The 18,633-nt window shown below is 52.3% G+C and carries 18 protein-coding genes; 14 read left to right on the top strand and 4 right to left on the bottom strand.

Annotated elements, in window-relative coordinates:
* Positions 1 to 1,425 carry a glycogen synthase GlgA gene (gene glgA, locus B9T62_RS14295; protein WP_087915871.1) on the top strand — a complete coding sequence of 475 codons (1,425 nt, stop codon included), beginning with the start codon at positions 1 to 3 and terminating at the stop codon, positions 1,423 to 1,425.
* Between the two features lie 126 nt (positions 1,426 to 1,551).
* Here the strand turns inward: glgA and B9T62_RS14290 are convergent, their stop codons facing one another.
* A complete protein-coding gene (locus B9T62_RS14290) occupies positions 1,552 to 3,297 on the bottom strand; it encodes an alpha-glycosidase (RefSeq protein WP_087915870.1) in 1,746 nt (581 codons plus the stop codon).
* Positions 3,298 to 3,617: 320 nt separating this feature from the next.
* On the opposite strand from B9T62_RS14290, the gene B9T62_RS14285 reads away from it, so the two are divergent.
* From B9T62_RS14285 to B9T62_RS14270, 4 genes are all read left to right on the top strand, one after another.
* On the top strand, positions 3,618 to 4,445 hold the full coding sequence (locus B9T62_RS14285) for a transporter substrate-binding domain-containing protein (protein WP_087915869.1): 828 nt from the start codon (positions 3,618 to 3,620) through the stop codon (positions 4,443 to 4,445).
* 124 nt (positions 4,446 to 4,569) lie between these two features.
* Positions 4,570 to 5,232 (top strand): amino acid ABC transporter permease, encoded by a 663-nt coding sequence (locus B9T62_RS14280; protein ID WP_087915868.1) that lies wholly within the window; start codon positions 4,570 to 4,572, stop codon positions 5,230 to 5,232.
* Complete coding sequence (locus B9T62_RS14275; protein ID WP_169834518.1) at positions 5,219 to 5,941, top strand: amino acid ABC transporter ATP-binding protein; 723 nt, start codon at positions 5,219 to 5,221, stop codon at positions 5,939 to 5,941. Before B9T62_RS14280 ends, B9T62_RS14275 begins: the two co-directional genes overlap by 14 nt.
* A gap of 117 nt (positions 5,942 to 6,058) precedes the next feature.
* A complete protein-coding gene (locus B9T62_RS14270) occupies positions 6,059 to 7,588 on the top strand; it encodes a Ppx/GppA phosphatase family protein (RefSeq protein WP_087915866.1) in 1,530 nt (509 codons plus the stop codon).
* Here B9T62_RS14270 and ppk1 read toward each other — a convergent pair.
* Entirely contained in the window at positions 7,536 to 9,650 is a 2,115-nt protein-coding gene (ppk1, locus tag B9T62_RS14265) for a polyphosphate kinase 1 (protein ID WP_087915865.1), read from the bottom strand. The two genes, B9T62_RS14270 and ppk1, sit on opposite strands and share 53 nt — an antisense overlap.
* Positions 9,651 to 9,938: 288 nt before the next feature.
* Here ppk1 and B9T62_RS14260 point away from each other — a divergent pair, with 288 nt between their 5' ends.
* A complete protein-coding gene (locus B9T62_RS14260; RefSeq protein ID WP_087915864.1) occupies positions 9,939 to 10,583 on the top strand; it encodes a 3D domain-containing protein in 645 nt (214 codons plus the stop codon).
* Between the two features lie 135 nt (positions 10,584 to 10,718).
* On the opposite strand, the gene B9T62_RS14255 is transcribed toward B9T62_RS14260, so the two are convergent.
* On the bottom strand, positions 10,719 to 11,669 hold the full coding sequence (locus tag B9T62_RS14255) for a polysaccharide deacetylase family protein (RefSeq protein WP_087915863.1): 951 nt from the start codon (positions 11,667 to 11,669) through the stop codon (positions 10,719 to 10,721).
* A gap of 332 nt (positions 11,670 to 12,001) precedes the next feature.
* Positions 12,002 to 12,325, bottom strand: a complete 324-nt coding sequence (locus tag B9T62_RS41485) for a hypothetical protein (RefSeq protein ID WP_342746173.1) — start codon at positions 12,323 to 12,325, stop codon at positions 12,002 to 12,004.
* Here B9T62_RS41485 and B9T62_RS14250 point away from each other — a divergent pair.
* The 8 genes from B9T62_RS14250 (at position 12,302) to B9T62_RS14215 (ending at position 18,480) form a co-directional block, all read left to right on the top strand.
* A complete protein-coding gene (locus B9T62_RS14250; protein ID WP_342746172.1) occupies positions 12,302 to 13,417 on the top strand; it encodes a transposase in 1,116 nt (371 codons plus the stop codon). The genes B9T62_RS41485 and B9T62_RS14250 overlap by 24 nt on opposite strands.
* 75 nt (positions 13,418 to 13,492) lie before the next feature.
* Positions 13,493 to 14,527, top strand: coding sequence for an NADH:flavin oxidoreductase/NADH oxidase (locus B9T62_RS14245; RefSeq protein WP_087915862.1), 1,035 nt, complete (start codon positions 13,493 to 13,495; stop codon positions 14,525 to 14,527).
* Positions 14,528 to 14,618: 91 nt separating this feature from the next.
* Positions 14,619 to 15,323: a dihydroorotate dehydrogenase electron transfer subunit gene (locus B9T62_RS14240; RefSeq protein ID WP_087915861.1), complete on the top strand. Its 705-nt coding sequence runs from the start codon at positions 14,619 to 14,621 to the stop codon at positions 15,321 to 15,323.
* Positions 15,316 to 16,251, top strand: a complete 936-nt coding sequence (locus B9T62_RS14235) for a dihydroorotate dehydrogenase (RefSeq protein ID WP_087915860.1) — start codon at positions 15,316 to 15,318, stop codon at positions 16,249 to 16,251. The genes B9T62_RS14240 and B9T62_RS14235 overlap by 8 nt, the downstream gene beginning before the upstream one ends.
* A gap of 56 nt (positions 16,252 to 16,307) precedes the next feature.
* Complete coding sequence (gene lpdD, locus B9T62_RS14230) at positions 16,308 to 16,646, top strand: prenylated flavin chaperone LpdD (RefSeq protein WP_245864455.1); 339 nt, start codon at positions 16,308 to 16,310, stop codon at positions 16,644 to 16,646.
* Positions 16,647 to 16,723: 77 nt separating this feature from the next.
* Positions 16,724 to 17,392: a PspA/IM30 family protein gene (locus B9T62_RS14225; protein WP_087915859.1), complete on the top strand. Its 669-nt coding sequence runs from the start codon at positions 16,724 to 16,726 to the stop codon at positions 17,390 to 17,392.
* A gap of 128 nt (positions 17,393 to 17,520) precedes the next feature.
* Positions 17,521 to 17,925, top strand: a complete 405-nt coding sequence (locus tag B9T62_RS14220) for a DUF350 domain-containing protein (protein ID WP_087915858.1) — start codon at positions 17,521 to 17,523, stop codon at positions 17,923 to 17,925.
* A gap of 48 nt (positions 17,926 to 17,973) precedes the next feature.
* Positions 17,974 to 18,480: a DUF4178 domain-containing protein gene (locus B9T62_RS14215; RefSeq protein ID WP_087915857.1), complete on the top strand. Its 507-nt coding sequence runs from the start codon at positions 17,974 to 17,976 to the stop codon at positions 18,478 to 18,480.
* Positions 18,481 to 18,633: the final 153 nt, after the last annotated feature.

Below are 18,633 nucleotides of genomic sequence, written 5' to 3'. Positions count from 1 at the left end.
ATGAAGGTTCTTTTTGCCGCAGCCGAAGGTCATCCATTTATCAAAACGGGAGGGCTGGCCGATGTCATCGGCGCTTTGCCCAAAGCCTTGAAATCCGCAGGGGTCGATGTAAGGGTGATTATGCCCAAGTTCAAGGGGATTCCCGACAAATTCACTGCCAAGCTGGAGCATATTACTGCGGTGGACGTACCCATCGGCTGGCGCAACCAGTATTGCGGGATCGAACGTCTGGTCTATGACGGCATTCCGGTATATTTTGTCGACAATGAGTATTATTTCGGCCGCGACGGTGTTTATGGCTATATGGATGACGGGGAACGGTTTGCCTTCTTCAACAGAGCGGTGCTTGAATGCCTGGAAGCGATCGATTTCCAGCCGGATGTGCTGCATTGCCATGATTGGCACGCTGCCGTAATTCCGATGCTGCTGCAGGGACATTACCGCCATAATCCGTTCTACAGCAACATCCGTACCGTATTTACGATTCACAATCTGCTGTATCAGGGTGTGTTTCCGTATGAGGTGCTGGGTGAATTGCTTGGCTTGGACAACAGTTATTTCGAGGGCGTCGAATACTATGGCAATATCAACTTTATGAAGGCGGGTATTGTGTACAGCGACCATGTAACCACGGTAAGCCCTACCTATGCGGAAGAGATTCGTACCCCGTATTTCGGTTATGGGCTGGAAGGACTGCTGAATTCGCGGGCTGACAAGCTGAGCGGAATAGTTAACGGCATTGACACGAAAAGCTACAATCCATCGACGGACCAACAGATCTTCACCCGCTACCGCAACAATCTGGCCAAAAAAGCCGAGAACAAGCTGGGGCTCCAGCAGGAGCTTGGCCTGCCTGTAGCGCCGTACATTCCAATGGTGGCGATGGTAACACGGCTGGTGGACTCCAAAGGGCTTGACCTGATTACACGGGTTCTGGACGAACTGCTCTATTATGACGATATTCAGTTTGTGCTATTGGGAACAGGAGATGAGGTCTACGAGCGCTGGTTCCGTGAGGCGGCCTGGCGTTATCCGACCAAGCTGTCTTCGCAGATTCTGTTCAATGATGCGCTCTCCCGCAAAATCTATGCTGCCAGCGACCTATTCCTGATGCCGTCCAAGTTCGAGCCGTGCGGTATCAGCCAACTGCTGGCGCTGCGTTATGGCAGCATTCCGGTGGTCCGTGAGACAGGCGGTCTCAACGATACGGTGCAGGCTTACAACGAGGAGACCGGTGCAGGCAACGGGTTCACCTTTAAGGATTACAATGCCCATGACATGATGTTTACCCTCCGCCGGGCGATATCGTTCTACGGCAAGCCGGAGCACTGGAAAAAAGTGACCAAAAATGCCTTCTCCGGTGATTACAGCTGGAATGTGTCAGCCCAGCAGTATATTGATATTTATACAGAAATTACGCAATAAGCTCGCCTTGTTGCGGTGGAATAGCTAACAATAAGGGTGCCCCAGTGCCATGTAGATGGCTGCTGGGGCACCCTTTGCGGTGAGCAGGTTCTAGGTTAGGTTGGTGAGGCTCCGCTGCTTCTGATATCACTGCAGATTGCGGCATAGGATCCGGTAATCATAAGGCTCCAGCGGGATGTGCATCATGCCGTTCTCGGGAACCACATCTTCTCCGGTGAGCGCATCCCGCCAATCATCGGTTTCCATCGGATGGCTCAGGGTACGGACATCGTTGGTGTTATTCATCCAGATCGTGAAGTGGAGCAGGTCGTCATTACGTTCATAGACGATGCAGGCATCGCCTTCACAGGCCTGCAGGACGCGGAAGCGCCCTTCGCGCAATGCCTTATGCTCCTTGCGCAGAGCGATCATGGTGCGGTAGAAGTCATACAGCTCCAGATCCTGCTTCGCTTTGTCCCATTCCATACATTTGCGGCAGTCCGGATCTTCATTGCCTGTTAGTCCGATCTCATCGCCATAATAGATGCAAGGGGTGCCCATAAACGTAAACAGGAATACCACGGCCAGCTTCAGCCGCCGCTTGTCTTCTCCTACACAGGTAAGCAGACGGGGGGGGTCATGGCTTCCCAGCAGATTGAAGACGACCTCATTGGTCTGCTGCGGGTAGCGCATCAGAAGCGCACCGATGCGGTGCTCGAAGGTGGTGCCGTCCATCCCGCCATTGAAGAATTCAAGCACCGTTCCGGAGAACGGATAATTCATCACTGAATCGAACTGGTCGCCGAGCAGCCAGGTTAAGGAATCACTCCATACTTCACCGACGATATACGCATCGGGATTGGCATTTTTGACTACTTCGCGGAAATCGCGCCAGAAATGATGGTCCACTTCATTCGCCACATCAAGCCGCCAGCCGTCAACCTTGATCTCCTTAATCCAATACTCGGCAACCTCCAGCAGGTAGTTCTTGACCTCAGGGTTGGCGGTATTGAACTTGGGCATATCCCCGTAGAAACCAAAGGTATCGTAAGTGGGTATGCCGTCAATCACCTGTACGGGATAGGAATTGATGTGAAACCAGTCCTTATATACGGAGTATTCGCCTTTCTCCAGCACATCCTGAAAGGGCGGGAATTTATCGCTGCAATGATTGAAGACGGCGTCGAGCATCACACGGATTCCCTTCTGGTGACACTGCTCTACCAGCTGCTTCAGCAGGAGGTTGTCTCCGAAGTGCGGATCGACTTTTTTGTAATCTACGATGTCGTATTTGTGATTGGAAGGGGAGAGGAACAGCGGTGTGAAGTAGATTGCATTGATGCCGAAATCCTGAAGATCCTCCAGATGATCCAGAACTCCCTGCAGATCGCCGCCGAAGAAATTGTTCAGCTGCGGGGTACCGCCCCAGGCTTCCGTCCCTTCAGGGTCATTGCTCGGATCACCATTGGCGAACCGTTCCACCATAATCTGATAGAATACGGCATCCTTAGCCCACTCCGGCACCTTGAACAGGTCATTTCCGTGTATGTAGGGGAACTCGTAATAATGACCCGCCGGAGGCGGACATTCGGAGCGGATGCCGTTGTCGAGCATATAGATAATCTCTGAGCCCGCACTGATGCGGAACACATAGCACAAACGTTTGTACTTCGGCCGGACGGCAGCTTCCCAGTAGTCGAACATCTCATCGGTTGCCGTTTTGTCCATCATAATTTCGTAATAGGTGTGATCCCAGTCGTATTTGTCTCCGGTTAGGGCGACCACACAGTCCACATCGTCACGTTTGGTGCGCACACGCAGATGTATCGTTTCCGCATCGTAGGCATAGGCCCATTTATCACGGGGAACATGGTACAAGGCTTCAAGTAGCATGCAAGCACCTCCTATTTAAAATAATGTGCGAAACAAATCCGGAAGACTGCCGGTTTAGCTAGTTAATACCCTCAGCCACAGCCGCATGAACCACAGCATGCATGAGCAACTGCTGACAGGAGATACTAATCAGTATATACTCCTTTTTACAATATGTGCAAAAGCGGAGCCGGAGTTACCTGACGTTTCTGCTGGACAGTCTCTTGAAATAACATCGGCTGTCACAAAAAATGCCTTTGCATATTCATGCGTTGTGATTTATAATAAGTCGGTCAACAAGAGATGGTAGATCACTTATAAGAGAATAGGGAGAGATACAGATGAATAAATGGGGTAAACTATCATTAGGATTGCTGCTGGCAGCAGGTTTGCTGTCCGGCTGTGGACAGAATAAAGCGGCCAATAACAATGCATCCAGCGGGGATGCCACGGCCACGGATGCACCGGTAGCCGAAGCGAAGACACTTACCATGGGTACAAGCGCGGATTTCCCTCCGTATGAATTTCATAAGGTTGTCGACGGCAAGGATACGATCGTTGGTTTTGATATCGATATTGCCAAGGCTATCGCGGCCGATATGGGCGCAGAGCTGGTGATCAAGGACCTGCCTTTCGAATCCTTGCTGAACGAGCTGTCCAGCGGACGGGTGGATATGGTAATCTCAGGACTCAGCCCGACGGAAGAACGCAGAGAGAAAGTCGATCTTTCCGAAATCTATTACAAAGCCACTCAGGCAGTAGTTGTGCGTGAAGCCGACAAAGACAAATTCGCTACTATGGACGCGCTGAAAGGCACCAAGATCGGTGTGCAGAGCGGTTCCATTCAAGAAGACATCGCTAAAGGCATCGAAGGCGCACAGCTGACCTCCCTCGGCAAAATCTCCGAGATTGTCCTGCAGCTGCAGTCCAACCGTGTAGATGCGGCGATTATTGAAGGGCCGGTTGCCAAATCTTTTGTCAAGAATGTCAAAGGGCTGGTTATCACCGATGCGGCCCCTGAGGTTGAAGATGACGGTTATGTTGTCGGGATCAAGAAAGGCAACAGCGAATTGCTGGAGCAGGTCAACACTACGCTGGCCCGTCTGGCCTCCGAAGGCAAGATTGATGAGTATGTAACAGCGGCAAGCGAGCTTGCGGACAAGGAATAATCAAAAGTGAGATAAGAGCCGGAATACAGGTTTCTGTCAGACATGCATGAAAGCTTTTATTATACAGAAAATGGCGGGCAATCGCTGTTTTCTATTTTTTTGGATAGGGGGCTGAATAGCACATATGGACTTGTTTGAGATGATTTATGACTACCGGAACTTCTTCCTCACCGGTGTGCAGTATACACTGCTGCTTGCGATCATTGGTGTAATCTGCGGCTTTGTGCTGGGGATTGCCGTAGCGCTGCTGCGGATGAACCGATTTGTTGTACTGCGGTTTATCGGGACTGCCTGGGTTGAATTTCTACGGGGCACGCCGATGCTGGTGCAGCTGTTTCTGATTCATTACGGGCTGGCGTCCGCAGGCATCGTGGAATTCTCGGCCATAGAATCTGGAGCGATTACTCTGACCATCAACAGCTCGGCCTACCTGGCCGAAATCTTCCGTGCGGGGATTCAGGGTGTGGACCGCGGGCAGAGTGAAGCTGCACGTTCACTTGGCATGCGGCAGGGCATGACAATGATCCATATCATATTGCCGCAAGCGCTCAAGAGCGTATTGCCGGCGATCGGCAACGAGTTTATTACCATCATTAAGGAATCTTCCATTATTTCCTTTATCGGGGTTACGGATCTGATGTTCCAGGCCCGCACGGTATCGACCATTTCCTATGATGGAATGACACCACTGATCATTGTCGCCTTGATGTATTTTGTGCTTACATTTACGTTGTCCAAGTTGCTTGGCATAGTGGAGAGGAGGCTGAATGCCAGTGATCGCGGTTAAGAATCTGTATAAGCAATTTGGCAAGCTGGAAATTCTGAAGGGGATCGATCTGGATGTCCACAAAGGTGAGGTTGTCGTGATCATCGGCCCCAGCGGCTCCGGCAAAAGCACCTTCCTGCGTTGTCTGAACCTGCTGGAGCAGCCGACAAGCGGGGAGATCTCCTTCGAAGGAAAGTCCATTACGGACCGCAAGCATGATATCAATGTGACTCGGGAGAAAATGGGCATGGTCTTCCAGCAGTTTAACCTGTTTCCGCATAAGACCGTGCTGAAGAACATCATGCTGGCGCCGCTCAAGGTGAAGAAGCAGCCAGCTGCCGAAGCAGAGAAGGTAGCCATGGAGCTGCTGCGCACGGTCGGGCTGGAAGACAAACGTGACAGCTACCCTGGCCAGCTGTCCGGCGGACAGAAGCAGCGGATTGCCATTGCCCGCGCTTTGGCGATGCAGCCGCATGTGATGCTGTTCGACGAGCCTACCTCGGCGCTTGACCCGGAAATGGTCGGCGAGGTGCTTGAGGTTATGAAGAAGCTGGCTGAAGCCGGCATGACGATGGTGATCGTCACGCATGAGATGGGCTTCGCCCGTGAGGTAGGCGACCGCATCCTGTTCATGGATGGCGGCGTGATTGTGGAGCAGGGCACACCGAAGCAGGTGTTCGGTGAACCGAAGCATGAGCGGACACGCGATTTCCTGAGCAAGGTGCTCTGAGAAATGGCAGCAGCAGCCCCGGGAGAATTCCCGTGGGCTGTTCTGCTTTTAAACTGGACCGAATTGGGTGATATAGTATAATAGGTAATTAACTGATTAGAGAAGGAGTACATACAGATGAGAGACGACCTGTGCCGTATAGGCATTATAGATATTGGCTCCAACTCCATCCGCCTGGTCATATATGACACGACTGCGGACGGCGGCTACAAGATTATTAAGGAATGTAAATACTCGGCGCGGCTGAGTGAGAGGATTACCAAGGAAGGCAGGCTGGAGCAGAAGGATATGGAATCCGTGATTCCCGTCCTGCTCCAGTTCAAGGACATCTGCAAAGATTTTGAGGTGGAGAGAATCCGCGCCGGGGCAACCGCAGCTATCCGCAATGCCGCCAATTCGCAGGAGATCATCAGTTATCTGTCCGAAGCCTCCACCATTCCGATTGAAGTCATCAGCGGCCACCAGGAGGCGTACTTTGGCTTCCTAGGCGTCATTAATGCCTTTGATGTGCAGGACGGGTTCGTGATTGATATCGGCGGCGGCAGTACAGAGGTGACTTTGTTTCGGGGACGGCGTTACGAGCAGAGCATTTCGTTTCCGTTCGGTGCGGTCAACACCAACCTGATGTTCGGCCAAGGCGGCAACTGGAACGGAGAGCAGGTGCGCAAGCTGCGGACCTATGTGCAAGGCAGGCTGGTGGAACAAGATTGGCTGGGTACGGGCGCAGGGCTGCCGCTCTACGGACTGGGGGGCACCTTGCGCTCTATGGGCAAGCTCGATCAGAAATCACGCGAATACTCGCTGCCGAATTCACACGGCTACACGATGTCCGGTGAGACGGTAGAGCATTTCATGGAGCTGCTGCCCTCGATGTCGTATGACAAAAGAAAGGATCTGGACGGACTCTCCAAAAGCCGTGCGGATATCATCGTATCCGGCCTGATCATCTTCCATACGGTCTATCAGTATATCGGAGCCAGCCAAGCGGTAATCAGCGGCGAAGGGTTGCGCGAAGGGATGCTCCATGATCTGCTTAAACCGCAGCAGCCGGTGCGGGAGAGTGCGCTGGAGTACAGCCTGAACACCATTATCCGCTTTGATATCCGCACCTCCAAGCGGCACCTGGATCATATATACGGTCTGGCCCATAGCCTGTTCGGTGAGCTGAAGCAGGAAGGGAATAAGGCGGAGCAGGACATGCTGGTCTATGTGGCGATCATGCTGCACCGCACCGGCTCCAATATTAACTATTACCAGTCCAAGCGCCATACCTTATATTGGCTGATGAATTCTCCGATTCGCGGTCTCACGCACCGGCAGCTGATCCTCTGTGCTTTAATCGCCTCCTACAGCACAAAAAGCCGGAAGCAGAAGTTGTCCCATTCTCACAAGGACATCTTACTGGCTTCCGACGAAGAGCTGATTCATAAGCTGGGGGCACTCGTCCAGCTGAGCATCGCGCTGGACAGCACCGAGATCGGAATGGTAACCGGCCTCCGTGCCAATCTGCACGGTAATACACTTTCTATTGACCTTCTGGGCTTGCCGGCCCTGTTAATCGGCCTGGAGGATGTGGAGGACGCCCTGAAATCGTTCAGGACGGCTTGGGCTTTGAAGGTGAAGCTGAACTTCCCTTCCAGCGCGTAACATCCATAGCAATGAACTGGCTCCGGTATGGAGCCTTTTTGTCGTCTGCACGTTCGTAATATCCGTTAGGCTGCAGGAAGCTGGACTTCACATTATCCTGCAGGGAAATCTCCAGAATCTTGACGATCTGTTTGCGGATCAGCTTGTCGTGAACCGGGCACATCAGCTCAATCCGGCGGGTCAGGTTGCGAGTCATCCAGTCGGCGCTGGAGAGGTAGACCTCCGGATTGCCGCCATTCTCGAAATAATAAATCCGCGAGTGTTCCAGGAAGCGGTCCACGATGCTGCGGACGGTGATCCGCTCGCTGAGGCCGGTGATGCCCGGGCGCAGGCAGCAGACTCCGCGTACGATCAGATCGATCGATACACCGGCCTGTGCTGCGCTGTACAGGTCATCAATGACCTGCTGGTTGGACAGCGAGTTCATCTTGGCAATGATCCGCGCAGGTCTGCCGGCCTGTGCATGCTCGGCTTCCCGCTGCATCAGCGCCTGAAGTGACTGGCTCATATCGGTAGGCGCTACTATGAAGGAGTTCCAGTCATAATCGGCAGAGTAGCCTGTCATCTGGTTGAACAGCTCCGAAGCATCGAGGCCGATCTCCTTATGGGCGGTGAACAGGCTGATATCGGTATAAGCCTTAGCGGTACTGTCATTGTAATTGCCGGTGCCCACATGGACGTAGCGGCGCAGCTCGGTGCCTTCCTGGCGGACAATCAGCGTAATCTTGGCATGGGTCTTCAGTCCGACCAGACCGTAGACCACGTGGCAGCCGGACTGCTCCAGCTTGCGCGCCCAGGCAATGTTGCGCTCCTCATCGAACCTGGCCTTCAGCTCGACCACAACCGTAACCTGCTTGCCGGATTCGGCTGCATTGGCCAGAGCGGCGATCAGCGGCGAATTGCCGGATACCCGGTAGAGCGTCATCTTGATCGCCATCACATGCTCATCCTCGGAAGCCTGAATAATGAAATCGGTCATGGCGTCAAAAGATTCATAAGGATGGTAGACCAGCACATCGCGTTCCCGCAGCACTTCGAAGAAATCCTCGGTCTCGTCGAATTCAGCCGGATAGACCGGGACAATCGGCGGGTAATGCAGGTAGCTGAAGCCTTTGAGGCTTCCGGCAAAGTTGCGTAGGAAACCGAGGTCCAGCGGGCCTTCAATTTCGAACACGAAATCCTCGATTTCGAATTCCGCCTGCAACTGTTCGAGCGCATAGGGGTGGATGCCTTTCTGCACCTCCAGCCTTGCGGGAACTCCGCGGCGGCGTTTGCGCAACTCCTTCTCAATCTCCTCCAGCAGGTCCTCCGCGCCTTCTTCATCGATCGTCAGATCTGAATTGCGCGTCAGGCGGAACTCGCTGACCGCAACCGGGTCATAGCCGCTGAATAACGTCTGGATATGCTGGCGGATCACATCTTCAATGAACACAAACTGGCGTTTCTTGCTGTTGGAACGGTGGGGCAGGGGAATACATCTCGGAAGATTGGACGGGATTTGCAGAATAGCGAAATAAGGCTCTTCTTCCTCGCTGCCCTTGCGGGAGAGCACGACCGCCAGATAGATAAACTGACTGTGCACCAGCGGGAAGGGACGGCTCTGGTCAACGGCCATCGGTGTAAGAACGGGATAAATAATATCACGATAATATTGTTCAGCCGCCAGCTCCTGGGCTTGGGTGAGATCCTCATAGTCCACAAACACAATGCCTTCCTTGTGCATGCTTCTTGAGATGGCCTGGAACGCACGGTACTGGTCGGTAATAATCTTCGAGACGCGTTTGACGAGGCGTTTGTGAAGCCCTGAGGGCGTATAGCCCGTGAAATCCTTTTTGGTATATCCGGCCCGGATCTGATCCTGTATGCCGGCTACACGCACACTTATGAATTCATCCAGATTACTGGAGACAATAGCCAGAAACTTGGCCCGTTCCATTAGGGGATTATCGGGGTCCTGTGCCTCCTGCAGCACGCGGCGGTTGAATTCGATCCAGCTTAAATCACGATTAAGGTAAGCAGTGGCTGGGCTGCTATGAATGATTTTGTTCTCTTCTGCGTTCATGGACCCTCCAAAGTATACATCATTTCTATTATTCTACATCGTATTCTACCATTCTACTATCTGGCACAGGGGGAAATGTTAAATCTGTGTAAAATTTGATGGAACATATTTAAAATAGCTTTAATTTAGCCAAAAATTGCAGAGTGGTAACAATTTCATGTCCACAGGTTACAAATTTGTGATATATTAAGCATTGTCGGATTACATATGGATTTTATTCCCGGCAAACTTCATTCCAGATTGTACATAAGTACAGTTCAGAAGCATTACAAAATCAAGGAGGCAACAATGAAGAACAGACTCAGAACGATGAAAGCGATATTCGCAACTCTGGGAATTACAGCATTGCTGCATACCGTTCCAGCTCATGCAGACACCATTCATGTTATAGCGAAAGGCAATACATTCTATTCCCTTTCCAAGCAATATGGTGTAGATTTGACCAAATTGGTTAGTTCCAATCCGCAAATTGCTGCCCTTAATATGTACCCTGGGCTTGAAGTAACGATTCCGGGAGTGGAACAGGCGAAGAAGAACACGGTAGCTACTCTTAGTGTAGCGCCGGAGTCCAGCACTGTGGAAGCCTGGGGCAAATCCTTTAATTACGACAAGACCATTCAAGTAAAAGCCTCGGCTTATTCCTCCGCAGCGAGTGAGAACGGCAAGTGGGGAGCTGTCGATTACTTCGGCAACCCGCTGAAGTTAGGCACCATCGCCGTAGATCCCAGTATAATCCCGCTGGGCACTAAGGTTCTGGTCACGGGACATTCCCATCCCGGATTGCCTAAGCAAGCCTTCCTGGCTACCGCTACCGATAAAGGCAGTGCCATCAAGGGCAACCGGATTGATATCTTTATACCGGGCAGCCAGAGCTTTGTAGCCGACTTTGGATACCAGTATGTACAGCTGTATGTTGTGAATCAGGCTGACTGACAAGAGCTTCATTTAATCTATACTCAAATATAAACGCTGAAACAGCAGCAGAAACGGTTACCGTCCCTAAGAGGACGGTAACCGTTTCTGCTTAAAATATAAGAATTTATATGTTCCACGCCATAAATTATCCTTCTATTTCTCGCAGAAACGGATGCCTGAAAGCGATACGTAGGATCGCTGCTTCGGAAGCATATGCTTTGCAGAGGACGGCAAAGCCGTTTTTACTTGTTTGTTCTTGGAGACCTGGAGCAGCTGCGGCACCGTAACGAAGGTATACCCCCGTTTGCGGAGAATATTGATCACCTCGGGCAAGGCTTGTATCGTTCCGTTCAGATTGCTGCCCCGGCCTCCGCCGCCATGCTGGAGGATGATCGAACCTTTGCCTGCTTTGGAGAGAATATTGTTCCTTACCTGAGTCTTGGACAGACCCTTCCAGTCCAAGGAATCTACATTCCAGTTCACAAGCTTGTAGCCGCCGAATTTGGCCCATCGCAACTGCTGCTCGCTGATCTCGCCGTAAGGCGGGCGGATAAGCCGGGGCTTGTAGCCGGCCAATGCCTGCAGAATATTCTCCGTATGGACGATTTGCATGCGGAAATCATTCACACTGAGCTTCACGAACTGCGGATGAGTGTAGGAATGGTTGCCAATGGCATGCCCTTCCCTGATCATACGCCTTACCAGCTCCGGATGTTTCTCGGCTCGGCTGCCAACTACAAAAAAAGTGGCTTTTACCCGGTATTTCTTCAGCACATCCAGCAGCTGCGGTGTAAACCGCGGATCAGGCACATCATCAAAGGTTAAAGCAATCGAATGGCTGCGTGGACCTCGGGTCTTGATCGTTTCGGGATACTTGCGCAGCAGTTGGCTTAAGGTGAGCCCTTTTCTATACTTAGCACTCCTGCTTGCGGGCACGGAAGGCTCTTCGCCGGTATCTAAGCTGGTGGAACTTCCGGCTGCTTGTTCGGACGGCGAAGTTCCATGCTTCAGCGCTGCCGAAGCCGGCATTGATGCCGGAACCGGGAACAGCAGCAGAATGCTAAGCAGAATAAGCAGCTTGCGGCTTCTTCGTTGTTCAGACATCCCCCGTACCTCCTAATTCATCATTCGTTTATCATAGAAATCCTATTATAATCTTGTTATCCCCATCCCTTGATTAATTTATGCTGGATCAGCGGTTCGTTTAGCCAGAGATTTAAGGGAGCGGTAAATGAGTGTATACTGAGTTACTGGTCAGTCAAAAGTTCTTGTCGAAAAATCGTAACATAGCAAAATAACCCAATCCGGCGATGGTCTGGTATCCTTAAGGTTCCTACACCAGAAAGGAGATCCAATCGCTGAATGGGTTACAACAAAAAGTGTATCTCATTTTCGAGCGATTGACCAGACCTATGCTGAAAACATTGAATGAACTTTTACTCCCTTTCCGTTCTTGCTTTTCCAGACAGGCCACGTTCGGGTGGTTTGTCGTGATTGTCGTCGGCTTTATGCTGCGCTCCGATCATCTCGGCGTCACTTCCGTCATTCGGGATCTCTCCCTGAATGGCCGCTGTTATGAGACGCTCCTTCACTTCTTCCGTTCTTCGGCCTGGTCTTTGCCTTCCCTGCAGCAGATGTGGCTTCAAGTCGTTCGCCGATCTGCGCCTCTGCTGGTGATTCAGAATCGTGTCGTCCTCGTCGGTGACGGGATGAAACAAGCCAAGGAAGGTCGCCGGATGCCGGGAGTCAAGAAACTTCATCAGGAATCCGAGAACGTCTCCAAAGGCGAGTATATTTTCGGCCATCTGTTTGGGGCCATCGGCATTCTAGCCGGCGATTCCCGGAAATGGTTCTGTTTGCCCTTGTTCATGAATCTGCAAGACGGTATCCAAACCATCCTCGGCTGGAAGAAAACGGACCATGATCCGCAGACGCCTTCCCATGTCGTTCAGATGATTGAACAAGGATTTGAGGCCGCGAAGGGCTTCGGCCAAGCGCTGCTGCTCCTGGATCGCTACTTTTTGTCCGTTCCTGCCTTGCAGCGGCTAGAGGCGTGCCATTCGGGCTCCGAAGCCCGGATGCATCTGGTGACCAAAGCCAAGTCTAACGTGGTGGCTTACGAACGCCCTCCTGCTAAGAAACCCGGACGCGGCCGACCGCCCAAAAAAGGCAAGGCGATCAAACTGAAGGAACTCTTTTCAACGCGTGCAGCTGATTTTCAAACGGCCACCGTCCTCCTTTACGATAAAGAGCAGGACGTTCAATTTCTTTGCCTAGATCTGCTTTGGGGCCAGGGATGGTATCAAGAATTACGTTTTGTGCTGGTCGTCCTTGAGGGCCGCTGCTCGATTCTGGTCAGTACGGATCTTACCCTGGCTGCCACCGATATCATTCGTTTGTACGGCTATCGCTTCAAGATCGAGTGTACGTTCCGGGAAATGAAGCAGGTGATTGGTGCCTTTGGCTACCGCTTCTGGAGCAAGTCCATGCCCAAGCTGAATCGCTTTCTGAAGAAAGAGGAAGCCCATCCGCTCGAAGCGGTAAAGGGCGAACAGCATCGGTGCCGGATTGAACAAACGGTTCAAGCGATCGAAGGTTTTGTGATGTGCCAGTGTATTGCGATGGGATTGTTGCAATTGATCGCCTTGCGCTTTTCAGATCGGACGCCAGGTTTGTTCTTTCGCTATCTGCGAACGCCGTCTCTGGCTGTAGTGTCTGAGGCTACCGTTGCCGCCTATTTACGTAAGTCTATTTTTCGCCTGTTTGTTCAGAATCCTCACTTATCCATAACGAAAATAATTAAATCCAAGCAAGTTCCGTCCAATGTTGACGAGGATTCGCTGGCTTCTTAGTGATGTAGAACTTTTCACTGTCCAGTGAGTTATATAGATGAATAAATAATGAGACGTAAGAAAGGAAGTTAACCCATGACGGATTTATTTACCCCTTATGAACTGAAAGGCCTAACCCTCAAGAACCGGATCGTAATGCCTCCGATGTGCCAATACGCCGTTGACCAAGAGGATGGCATCCCTAACAACTGGCATTTCGTGCATTATGTCAGCAGAGCCGTCGGCGGTACCGGCTTCATCATCGTGGAGATGACCGGGATTCATCCCGACGGCAGAATTACGAGCCGGGACACCGGACTATGGGATGACAGCCAGATTGCCGCCTACCGCAAAATAACTGAAAGCGTTCATGAGAACGGAGCCAAAATTGCCATCCAGCTGGGACATGCCGGACGCAAGGCAGTTGATGCACAGCCTCCGGTCGCACCTTCAGCCATCCCGTTTGACGCCCGCTCGCAAACACCGCAGGCGCTCTCGGCCGAAGCGGTTGAGGCTCTGATTGCGGACTTCCGCGAAGCCGCACGCCGTGCGGTGGAAGCCGGATTTGACTCGGTGGAGCTTCATGGCGCGCATGGATACCTGATCCACCAGTTTCACTCTCGGCTTACCAATACCAGGGAGGACGAATATGGACGTGATCCTGCCTTGTTTGGCGTCAGGGTAACGGAGGCGGTCCGCGAGGTACTGCCTGCTGAAATGCCCCTGCTGATGCGCATCTCCGCCAAGGAATATATTGAAGGCGGCTATGATGAAGCTTATGCGCTGGATATTTGCCGCAGATACAAGGAGGCGGGTGTGGATATGTTCCATGTCTCCTCCGGGGGAGAAGGGCCCATCGGTTCCAATGGCGGACCGCATGCCGGACCGGCCTACCAGGTGCAGCTTGCCGAATATATCCGCAGCGGTCTGCAGATACCTGTTATTGCCGTCGGCCGATTGGAATCATATGAAGACGCCCAGTCCATCGTGGCCGGAGAGCAGGCTGAGCTGGTCGCGGTTGGGCGCGGCATGCTAAGCGATCCCTATTGGGCTCTGCACGCCGAAGAAGCGCTTGGAGGCGTGGCTGTAGTGCCTAAGCCTTATGAACGCGGGGTATGGCAGCGTAAATAGCATGTGATATGATAAGTGTGAAGTTTGTCACAGATTTTAAGTTCCTTCTAAGGCATGGTTAATAAGATTAAATTTGAAGGAGCTTGATAACGTGGCGACGGTTATAAGTAACGAACGGCTGGCAGACGGAGTATACCACCTCAGAATTGAGGGCAACTACGGCGGTGAAATGGGTCAATTCTACATGCTGCGGGCATGGGGAGCCTATCCGCTGCTGTCCAGACCGCTGAGCATACATCAAGTAAACGATAATGGCATTGAATTTCTCTATCATGTAGTGGGTGAAGGGACGGAAATTCTGGCGAAACTGGGATCAGGCGATACCCTTACGCTGGAGGGTCCCTTCGGAACCGGCTTTCCACAGGTGGAAGGCCGCATTGCGCTGGTAGGCGGGGGAATTGGCATTGCACCACTCTATCACTGTGCAAGCGAACTCCCGGGCTGTGATATCTACCTCGGCTTCAGCCGGGAAGCGTTCCGCACCGAGGCCTTCCGGCAGCTGGGAGCGGAGCTGACCGTCGATGTCGGCGGACTGATTCTGGACAGCGTCGATTTCGCGCAATATGATCATGTATTCGTCTGCGGTCCGCATCCAATGCTGAAGGCCGCGCAGTTGAAGGCGATTGCCGCCGAAACAGCCGGCAGCACCGCCCAGGTCTATCTGTCGTTGGAGAACCGGATGGCCTGCGGAATCGGCGCCTGTCTGGTCTGCAGTGTCTCCTGTCATGACGGTCAGCGCAAGGCTTGCACGGATGGTCCTGTCTTTTTGTCGCAGGAGGTGATCTTCCATGGTTAATCTGAGCACTCAGATTGCAGGAGTACACTTCAAGAATCCCATCGTGATGGCGTCCGGTACCTTCGGCTTCGGGCGGGAATACGGGAAGCTGTATGACCTTAACCTGCTGGGCGGGATATCCGGCAAAGGCCTGACGCTACATCCGAAGGCTGGTAATCCAGGCACACGTGTCTATGAGACGGCTTCGGGCATGCTGAACAGTGTGGGCCTGGAGAATCCGGGTGTTCCGGCTTTCCTGGAGAAGGAATGTCCGCACTGGGAGCAGCTGGATACGGCCCGGCTTGTGAATCTCGGCGGCGGAACGCTTGAAGATTATGTGATTGGCGCAGAGCTGATCCAGCAGGATGCCGACGACCGGATAAGCCGTGGACAGGCATCGGCTGTTGACATGATTGAACTGAACATTTCCTGTCCCAATGTGAAGGAAGGCGGAATTGCTTTTGGCGTGAAGACCGTTGCCGCCCAGGAAGTGGTTCGCGCGGTAAGGCAAGCGACGAAGCTGCCGCTTGCCGTGAAGCTGTCGCCGAACGCGGAGGACATCGCCGTGATGGCCCAGATGTGTCAGGAGGAGGGCGCGGATGCGGTCTCGCTGATCAACACGATCTCCGGGATGAAGATCGATGTGCGCCGCCGCAGCAGTGTATTCAATAATCTGTATGCCGGATTGTCGGGACCTGCGATCAAGCCGGTGGCCTTGCGGATGGTACATCAGGTCTCACAGCGCGTGACAATTCCCGTAATTGGCATGGGCGGCATTACCTGCGCCACGGATATCATCGAATTTATTATGGCCGGTGCTGCGGTAATCCAGGTGGGAACCTATAACTTCATGAATCTGCGCGCCGGCAGCACACTGGTGGAGGAATTGGAACAATTTATGCTGCAGGAGAACATCGCTTCCCTGGATGAAATTCGTGGCATTATTTAAATGAAGTAATGACTTGCCTGTCAAAGGTTAATATAATGGGAAGGAGGGTATAAATTATGGATGCTCTAAGCATGAGCCCTGATGATATTGAACTGACGGCGACCCCCATCGGCCGGGACCTGCTGATTCTGATTACCGGGGGAGTCCGCCATATCGGTGCTGCCAGCACTGCTTATCTGGAGGGAGATACGCCCAAGGTACACACATCGGCGGTTCCTCACCATAAGGAGCATACCCTCAGTGAATCCATTGCCCTGCAGGCGGCGCAAGTGCTGCAAAGAACAGTGACGGTGGTGATGGGCATTCACTACGACAATCTGACCCCTCAGGGCATTCAAGAGGTAGTAAGACTGGTGAAGCTGAAGGTGGAGCAATACTTATTGCAACAAAAGTGAAACGGTTATGGAAGCCTTGCGTAGAAGATGTTAACAAATAAGCTTTTCACACTACTTATCCTTGGAGGGATTTAACCATGTCTATCTTTAAAAGACTGCGTGACCTTACGATGTCCAATGTGAATGCCATTATCGACAAAGCGGAAGACCCGATTAAAATGACTGACCAATACATCCGCGACATGACCGAGGATCTGGAGGACGCCGAGAAAGCGGTAGCCGCCCAGATCGCGATTGAGAAGAAATTCAAGCAGCTGTATGAGGAGCAGGAAGCTCTGGTCACCAAACGCAACCAGCAGGCACACGCCGCAGCCCAGGCCGGCAACGCCGATTTGGCCCGCCGCGCCTTGGAAGAGAAGAAGACAGCGGAAGGCAAGCTGGCAGAATACAAAACCAGCTTCGATCAGAATAAGGCTTCGGCAGACAATCTTCGCGGCAAGCTGGAGGAAATGCGCAAGCAGCTGACTCAGATGAAGAGCAAACGCGAGACATTGGTAGCGCGCTACAATGCAGCCAAGGCTCAGACCGAAATCAACAAGGCAATGAGCGGATTCAGCTCAGATTCGGCTTCGGCAGGACTGAAGCGGATGGAGGACAAGATGCTGCAGGCGGAAGCGCAGGCTGAAGCCAGCAATGAGATGAGCTCCGGCAGCAAATCGCTGGATGACGAATTCGAGAAGCTGAACAAGGATCAAGGTGTGGACGACGAGCTTGCCGCTCTGATGAAGCAATACGACAAACAATAAATAACATATGATCAAGGTGCACGCCGGAATTGCGGCGGGTACTACACAGGGCGAAGGGGAGACAGTGTCACGTTTCCCCTTCGTTTTGCCGTTTGGTTATCCCAAACTGAACAAGCGGGGGCTGCAGAATGGATATTCTAAACCTCTTGACCATGGCCGTGTGGACGGTATGCGGGGTGGTGCTGCTGTTTGTGCTAATGTATGTGGATTCATTATTTACTAAATATAATGATCTGGAAGAATTAAGAGCAGGCAATATGGCAGTGACTACCCGCTTTGTGCTGAAGCTGCTTGCCCAGTCCTATATTCTATCCACTGCCATATCGGCATCCAGACAACTGGGTGAGGCGCTCATTGTCACTGTGGTTTCGTTCCTGCTGCTGCTGGTTATGGAGAGGGTTGTCCGCCTGCTGCTGTCCCGCTGGGGCAAGCTGGAGCTGGATCACGGAACACAGCTGGGCAAGGTGGGATATGGGCTGCTGTCGGGGATGCTCCATGTTGCCGGAGCATTAATTATTTCAGCCATGATATAGAAATTGAAATTAACGCAAGTGATGCCCTGTCTTAGGAGGAACGATAAGATGAGTATATGGAAACGTATTGGCAACCTATTCTCCAAGCCGGCACCTGTGGAGGTGCCCAAAAGCATGCTGCAGCTGTCTCCCGGAGACATCTGTGAAGTGTCTTTGGTAACTTATGAGGTAACGGGTCGTACCCGTACCGACGGACGCAATGCGGTGGTGCTTACGCTGCGCGACGGAAGCCAGATCGCCTATCTGCATATCGAGCAGCGCGAGCAGCTGCAATATGCCCTGTATAAGCCGATTGACGGTCGGCTGGATGACCCGGCTGAGGTACCGTCCACGATTGAGCTGGATGGCCATACCTTTTATCTGGAAGAGGAATATGAAGGTTATGTCGCAGTGGCAGGCCAGACAGCCTTCATGAATGGCGGAGAGCAGCATGTATGGCAATTCCAGTCCGATGAATCCCGGCTGCTGCGGGTGGAATGGCAGAACGGCCGGTTCATGCTGTATGAAGGGGAACGGGTAATTTCAGGTGACGTTAAGGTGATCCGGGCAAGCTAGGTTAAGGAATAATAGTTAGGTTTAACGCAGCAGTGATCCTCCAGATTGGAGGGTTGCTGCTTTTTTTGATCCATAGAGTTTGCTTACGGACCGTATTTGCTCATAGGTGTTATAGCGCCAGCTTGCAGAAAAACACGCCATTCATGTTAGAAT

Source organism: Paenibacillus donghaensis (assembly GCF_002192415.1).
GTDB classification, from domain to species: Bacteria; Bacillota; Bacilli; order Paenibacillales; family Paenibacillaceae; genus Paenibacillus_AQ; species Paenibacillus_AQ donghaensis.
This window is presented reverse-complemented; position numbering and strand designations above follow the sequence as displayed.

Coding starts and splice junctions, on each gene's coding strand:
- glgA (WP_087915871.1), top strand. CDS start 1: ATGAAGGTTCTTTTTGCCGCAGCCGAAGGTCATCCATTTATCAAAACG.
- B9T62_RS14290 (WP_087915870.1), bottom strand. CDS start 3,297: ATGCTACTTGAAGCCTTGTACCATGTTCCCCGTGATAAATGGGCCTAT.
- B9T62_RS14285 (WP_087915869.1), top strand. CDS start 3,618: ATGAATAAATGGGGTAAACTATCATTAGGATTGCTGCTGGCAGCAGGT.
- B9T62_RS14280 (WP_087915868.1), top strand. CDS start 4,570: ATGGACTTGTTTGAGATGATTTATGACTACCGGAACTTCTTCCTCACC.
- B9T62_RS14270 (WP_087915866.1), top strand. CDS start 6,059: ATGAGAGACGACCTGTGCCGTATAGGCATTATAGATATTGGCTCCAAC.
- ppk1 (WP_087915865.1), bottom strand. CDS start 9,650: ATGAACGCAGAAGAGAACAAAATCATTCATAGCAGCCCAGCCACTGCT.
- B9T62_RS14260 (WP_087915864.1), top strand. CDS start 9,939: ATGAAGAACAGACTCAGAACGATGAAAGCGATATTCGCAACTCTGGGA.
- B9T62_RS14255 (WP_087915863.1), bottom strand. CDS start 11,669: ATGTCTGAACAACGAAGAAGCCGCAAGCTGCTTATTCTGCTTAGCATT.
- B9T62_RS14250 (WP_342746172.1), top strand. CDS start 12,302: ATGCCGGGAGTCAAGAAACTTCATCAGGAATCCGAGAACGTCTCCAAA.
- B9T62_RS41485 (WP_342746173.1), bottom strand. CDS start 12,325: ATGAAGTTTCTTGACTCCCGGCATCCGGCGACCTTCCTTGGCTTGTTT.
- B9T62_RS14245 (WP_087915862.1), top strand. CDS start 13,493: ATGACGGATTTATTTACCCCTTATGAACTGAAAGGCCTAACCCTCAAG.
- B9T62_RS14235 (WP_087915860.1), top strand. CDS start 15,316: ATGGTTAATCTGAGCACTCAGATTGCAGGAGTACACTTCAAGAATCCC.
- lpdD (WP_245864455.1), top strand. CDS start 16,308: ATGGATGCTCTAAGCATGAGCCCTGATGATATTGAACTGACGGCGACC.
- B9T62_RS14225 (WP_087915859.1), top strand. CDS start 16,724: ATGTCTATCTTTAAAAGACTGCGTGACCTTACGATGTCCAATGTGAAT.
- B9T62_RS14220 (WP_087915858.1), top strand. CDS start 17,521: ATGGATATTCTAAACCTCTTGACCATGGCCGTGTGGACGGTATGCGGG.
- B9T62_RS14215 (WP_087915857.1), top strand. CDS start 17,974: ATGAGTATATGGAAACGTATTGGCAACCTATTCTCCAAGCCGGCACCT.